Source organism: Zarconia navalis LEGE 11467, assembly GCF_015207075.1.
GTDB lineage: Bacteria > Cyanobacteriota > Cyanobacteriia > Cyanobacteriales > Geitlerinemataceae > Zarconia > Zarconia navalis.
On record NZ_JADEXN010000370.1, the window covers coordinates 1 to 5,609 of the forward strand.

Genomic DNA, 5,609 nt, shown 5'->3' on the forward strand with positions numbered 1-5,609 from the left:
CTTCGGCAACGGGTCACGCCGACTGCTTCAAGAGTTCGGCGATTTCATCGGGACTCTCGATGCCGCTGGCTTTGACCAGGGCAGCAACACCGGCGACGTGGGGGGAAGCCATGCTCGTGCCTTGGAAAGCGGCAAACACGCTATCGCCCGATCGCCCGTCGATGGTATTTTGCAGGATTCCTCCAGCTTCCCCATTTTGGGTGTTGCCACCGGGGGCGGCAATATCCACCCCTGCCCCGAAGTTGGAATAGGGGGCTTTTTCTGCGGCAGAGTCGGTGGCCGAAACGCCGATTACGCCTTCGTACCGGGCTGGGTAACCGGCGGCATTTTGGTTGGCATTTCCGGCTGCGGCAATGATGACCACGCCTTTATTGCGGGCATAGGCGATCGCCTCTTTCATAGCAAAACTTTCGCCGCCCCCGCCCAAACTCATATTAATGACATCGGCTTTGTTGTCGGCCGCAAATTTAATCGCTTCGGCAATATCGGCCGTAGTGCCGCCACCGCGCGCGCCCAGCACTTTTAGAGGCATGATATTAGCTTGGTAGGCAATTCCGGCAACGCCATAACCGTTATTGGTGGATTGGGCGATCGTTCCGGCGACGTGGGTACCGTGACCGTTATCGTCGTCTGCGGCGGTGCGATCGTTAACAAAATCGTAGCCACCGACGAATTCCGTTTCCTTTAAATCCGGGACTTGGCTGACTCCCGTATCGATGACGGCGACGGTGATGCCTTCACCTTGGGTTTCTTGCCATGCGGATTCAACGTCGATATTCTGCAAGTTCCACTGCTTGCTGTACATCGGATCGTTGGGGCCTTTGAGAGTGGGATTGACTTTTACCGTCGAACCTGCCGAGGAGAGGGCATTTTCACCGATCGGTTCGGGCAGTCCGTAGGTATAGTTGGGTTCGATATACTCGGTTAAATCGGCGATGTCGGATTTGCGGAGTCGATCGAGAAGAAGCCTGTCGCCGCGAATCACGTACAGGCGATCGCCCCCAGAAAATTCACTATTTAACTGGGGCGCGACATTATATCGATCGACCATTTCTTGCAGGGTTCGATCGATTTGCGCCATGGGTACGTCTTCCCGGAAATCGAGAACTAACGTATCGTAGGTTCCCTGGGTTGCGAGGCCTTTAAAGTTGAACAACGCCCAACCCAAGCCAATACAAAATAAACACGCGAACAAAAATTTTTTCATCGCCACCGACTCCGCATCGCACGATATACAGGGAAAGCATTGAGGTTGGAGAACTCAGTCACGACTCGATTCTCTTTGCGCAAAACGAGCGTTCTCGACTGGGAAATTTATCGTACTCTAGACTGCCGACTCCGATCCCTAAATGCTGTCCGTAAAAGTTATATCTAACCTTAGCTCATTTGGGAAAAAACGGAGCTTGGGTGGGTTGTTCGCGATCGCCTTTCACTACAATAGAATCGATCGAATCTATCCCCATTCGTTGCCATGACTCTCGCCAAGCCATCCCTCTCGATACCTCCCTTGGAAAATGGCGACCGCTTAACTCGTACCGAATTCGAGCAACGCTACCAGGCAATGCCCCATATCCGAAAAGCCGAACTGATTGAAGGAGTAACCTACATGGCATCTCCGGTTCGCTTTAGAAGTCATGGCGAACCCCACGCTCATCTCGTCGGTTGGTTGGGAACGTACCAAGCATTTACGCCAGGGGTGATTTTGGGCATCGAACCCACGGTGCGCCTCGATCCCGACAACGAACCGCAACCAGATGCGGTGTTGATGATTCCCGGCAGGCAAGCCAGCATCGACGCCGACGATTGTATTAGCGGTGCGCCGGAACTAGTCGTGGAAATTGCTGCGAGTAGTGCTGCCATCGACCTTCACGACAAAAAACGGGCTTATCGGCGCAATGGGGTACGAGAGTATATCGTCTGGCGCACGTTGGAGGGTCAGTTAGATTGGTTTCGCTGGCAGGCGGATGAGTATATTATCGTGATGCCGGAGGAGGGAATCGTGCGATCGCAAGTGTTTCCGGGGTTGTGGTTGGCGGTGGAGGCGCTATTGGCTGGAGAGATGGCGACGGTGCTATCGGTTTTGCAAGCGGGGTTGGGGACGATCGAACATCAAGAGTTCGCGCACGGTTTAGTTGAGGGGTAGAAATCGATCGCCCCTTTAGATTTGATGTTGGCTAAAGTACAGTCTACTTTGATAACAGTACGATAAGTATATATAGCTTCGCCCTTGTATTGGCTAAAACTAAGTATATCACAGCCCTCAAACCCTTGAAAAATCGTTAAAAAATTTCTCGATTGTTGGCAAATTTGGGGTCAAAAACCGGGCAAATTGACCCTCGCGACACTAATTTCGATCGGAATTAGGAGGGAAAGGGCGATCGCCATTACAATCAAATGAAATACCCGATCTCGACTCATTCAAATGCCGAGCGGATTTGATTTCATCTTGATGAAAGTGTCAGTAATGCGATCGCCATGTCTGCCGAACCTACTGCGAAACTTCCCATCCCCATTCCTCACGATCGCATCGCCCAATTTTGCCAACACAACCATATCCTGAAACTCTCTTTATTTGGTTCCGTGTTGCGGCAAGATTTTCGACCGGAAAGCGACATCGATATCTTAGTTGAATTCGAGCCGGGAAAAACACCGGGATTTAGAATTATCACGCTACAGGAAGAACTCTCGGAACTGTTTGGAGGGCGAACTGTAGACTTACGAACGCCCAACGAATTGAGTCGTTATATTCGCGATCGGATTTTAGCTGAAGCCTCAGTCCAATATGTCCGCAATTGACGATCGTACTCGGTAAATCGAGATCGCCTCTAGCCAAAATTGTGCATAACTTCACCTTCACCAGACGTACATCAAGGTAAAGTCGATCGCATTACCGCAGAGGATATTTTCGATGCAACCTTCCCTCAAGTTGTTTGGCATTCCCCTACTGGCGTTGCTGCTGTCTCTGGCAGTGCCGCTATCGGTTCGGGGAGTGGAAGTTGAGGCAGGGGAGGTGCAAACAAGTCAAAATGCAGAAACAGAAGCCGATCGCTTTTTGGAGTTGTGTAAAGAGCAATGGCAAACCAGTCAGTACGAAGTAGCAATCGAATCGTGCCGGCAGGCATTGGAGATATATCGGGAAATCGGCGATCGCGTTGGAGAAGCTGCTTCCTTGAACCATATGGGTGTTGCGATTGAATATCAGGGGCAGTATCAGCAAGCCATTACTCTGTACCAACAAGCTCTTGAAATTGTGCGGGAAATTGACGATCGGTCTGGAGAATCTACTTCTTTGAATAATCTCGGCTTTGCTTATTATGCCTTGGGAGAATACTTGCAAGCGAGCGAGTTTCATCAACAAGCTTTAGCGATCGCGCAGGAAGTTGGCAATCGGCAAGAAGAAGCCTTTGCCTGGAGCGGTTTAGGTCGCGCTTACAATGGATTAGGAGAGTACCAATTGGCAATTGAGTATCATCAAAACTCTTTTTCTATTAAAGAAGAGATAGGAGATCGCTGGGGCGCGGCGAATTCCTTAGATAATCTCGGTGTTGTTTACGACGACCTCGGACAATACCAAGAGGCAATCAATCGTTTCGAGCAGTCTCTGGAGATCGCGCGAGAAATTGAGGATCGAACCGGAGAAGCCAACTCTCTCACCAATTTGGGAAATGCTTACGATAGCTTAGGGCAGTATCGCAGAGCCATTGAATACCATCAGCAAGCACTGACGATTCGCAAAGAAATCGGATATCGATGGGGACAAGCTAATTCTCTTAACAATCTCGGCAGTGCTTATAAAAGTTTAGGAAAATATCAGCAGGCTATTGAGTTCACTCAGCAGTCTCTGGTCATTCAACAGGACATTAGGGATCGAGCTGGAGAAGCGACATCTTTAAGCAATCTCGGTAATTATTATGACAATCTAGGACAATATCAGCAAGGACTTGAGTACCTTCAGGAGTCTCTGGCTATTCGGCAAGACATTGGAGATCGACAGGGACAAGCGAATTCTCTAGGCAATTTGGGCATTACTTACCAAAATCTGAATCAACCCGAAAAAGCTATTAAATACTTTCAGCAGTGGTTGGCAATTGCTCGGGAACTCGGAGATCGGGATGGAGAGAGTCGAGCCTTGGGGAATTTGGCCAATGTTTATTGGCGCTTAGGAGAATACGAGAAATCGATCGAGTATCAGCAACAGTCTTTAGCCATCGCTCGAGAAACTGGATATCGAAAAGGAGAGGCTATATCTCTGGGAAATATGGGTCTTGCTTATTATTTCTTAGAACAGCACCCCCAATCGATGGAGTTTTTTCAACGAGCGTTAGTAATTCACCAAGAAATTGGTACTCGTGAAAATGAAGGTAGAACACTCAACAATATCGGGGCTTGGCTAGCAAGGCAAAATCAACCAGAGTTAGCCATCGTCTTCTACAAACAATCCGTTAACATTTACGAATCCATCCGAAAAGATATTCAGGGACTTTCCCCAGAATTGCAAAACTCTTATACCGAAAATGTTGCTGTCGCCTATCGAAACCTAGCCGACCTCCTCCTGCAAAACGATCGCATCCTCGAAGCGCAACGAGTCCTCGACTTACTCAAAGTCCAAGAACTCGACGACTACCTCCGCAACGTGCGCGGCAACGCCAACACCACACAAGGATTGCCGAATCTTCCAGCCGAACGAGAAGCCTGGAATCGCTATCAAGCTATCCTCGACGAAGCCGTGGAAATTGGCAAAGAACGTTTCCAACTCGAACAAAAAGACACCCTCACCTCAGCCGAATCACAGCGCCTTGCCGAACTCACCGACGCACAAGGTCAAATTCGCCAAGACTTCAACAACTTTACCCGTTCCCAGGAAGTCCTGGCATTAGTCACCCAACGCAGTCCCGAAACCCTCAGCCAAGATTTACTCCTGCGGATGGGAGACTTCAACGGCTTGCAAGATAACCTGAGAAACCTGGAACAAAACGCCGTCCTCTTCTATCCTCTCATCCTGGACGATCGCCTCGAACTCATCCTCACCACACCCGACTCTCCCCCCATTCGCCGCACCGTTGCCGTTTCTAAACAAGAACTCAACGCCACCATCGCCGCCTTTCGCAGCGCCTTGCAAAACCCCACAGCCGATGCCGAAACCCCCGCGCGGCAACTCTACTCCTGGCTAATTGAACCCCTCGAAAACGACCTGAAAGCTGCCAACGCCGAAACCATTATCTACGGGCCCGACGGACAACTGCGCTACATTCCCCTAGCGGCCTTACACGACGGGGAAAACTGGCTGGTGCAGCGTTACCGCATCAACCATATTACCGCCTACTCCCTCACCGACCTGGACACCCAACCGCAACCGCAACTCAACGTTCTCGCAGGTGCGTTTACGACCGGAAACTACAGCTTCAACGTCGGCGAACAAGCCTTTAACTTTTCCGGATTGCCGTTTGCCGGGGTAGAGGTAGAAAATCTCGCCGATACCGTTCCCACCACCCAACTCATCGATACCGACTTCACCCCCGATGCCGTTCCCCAATTTAACCGCTACAACACGATTCACCTGGCTACACACGGCGCGTTTGTAGTGGGAACGCCGGATGAGTCGTTTATCC

3 protein-coding genes and 1 pseudogene are annotated in these 5,609 nt (G+C 50.4%); 3 read left to right on the forward strand and 1 reads right to left on the reverse strand.

Annotated features, from left to right (window positions below; all coding sequences use genetic code 11):
- Positions 1–16 precede the first annotated feature (16 nt).
- A pseudogene (locus tag IQ235_RS17215) lies at positions 17–1,207 on the reverse strand (peptidase S8); the annotation flags it as partial.
- A 264-nt stretch (positions 1,208–1,471) separates the two neighbouring features.
- On the opposite strand from IQ235_RS17215, the gene IQ235_RS17220 reads away from it, so the two are divergent.
- From IQ235_RS17220 to IQ235_RS17230, 3 genes are all read left to right on the forward strand, one after another.
- Positions 1,472–2,143: a Uma2 family endonuclease gene (locus tag IQ235_RS17220; protein WP_264322658.1), complete on the forward strand. Its 672-nt coding sequence runs from the start codon at positions 1,472–1,474 to the stop codon at positions 2,141–2,143.
- A gap of 332 nt (positions 2,144–2,475) precedes the next feature.
- Entirely contained in the window at positions 2,476–2,796 is a 321-nt protein-coding gene (locus IQ235_RS17225; RefSeq protein WP_264322659.1) for a nucleotidyltransferase family protein, read from the forward strand.
- Between the two features lie 112 nt (positions 2,797–2,908).
- Positions 2,909–5,609, forward strand: a 2,701-nt coding sequence (locus IQ235_RS17230) for a CHAT domain-containing protein (RefSeq protein ID WP_264322660.1), incomplete at its 3' end; no start/stop codon positions are given.

Bases quoted from the DNA above. Each gene is read 5' to 3' on its own strand.
- IQ235_RS17220 (WP_264322658.1), top strand. From the start codon at position 1,472: ATGACTCTCGCCAAGCCATCCCTCTCGATACCTCCCTTGGAAAATGGC.
- IQ235_RS17225 (WP_264322659.1), top strand. From the start codon at position 2,476: ATGTCTGCCGAACCTACTGCGAAACTTCCCATCCCCATTCCTCACGAT.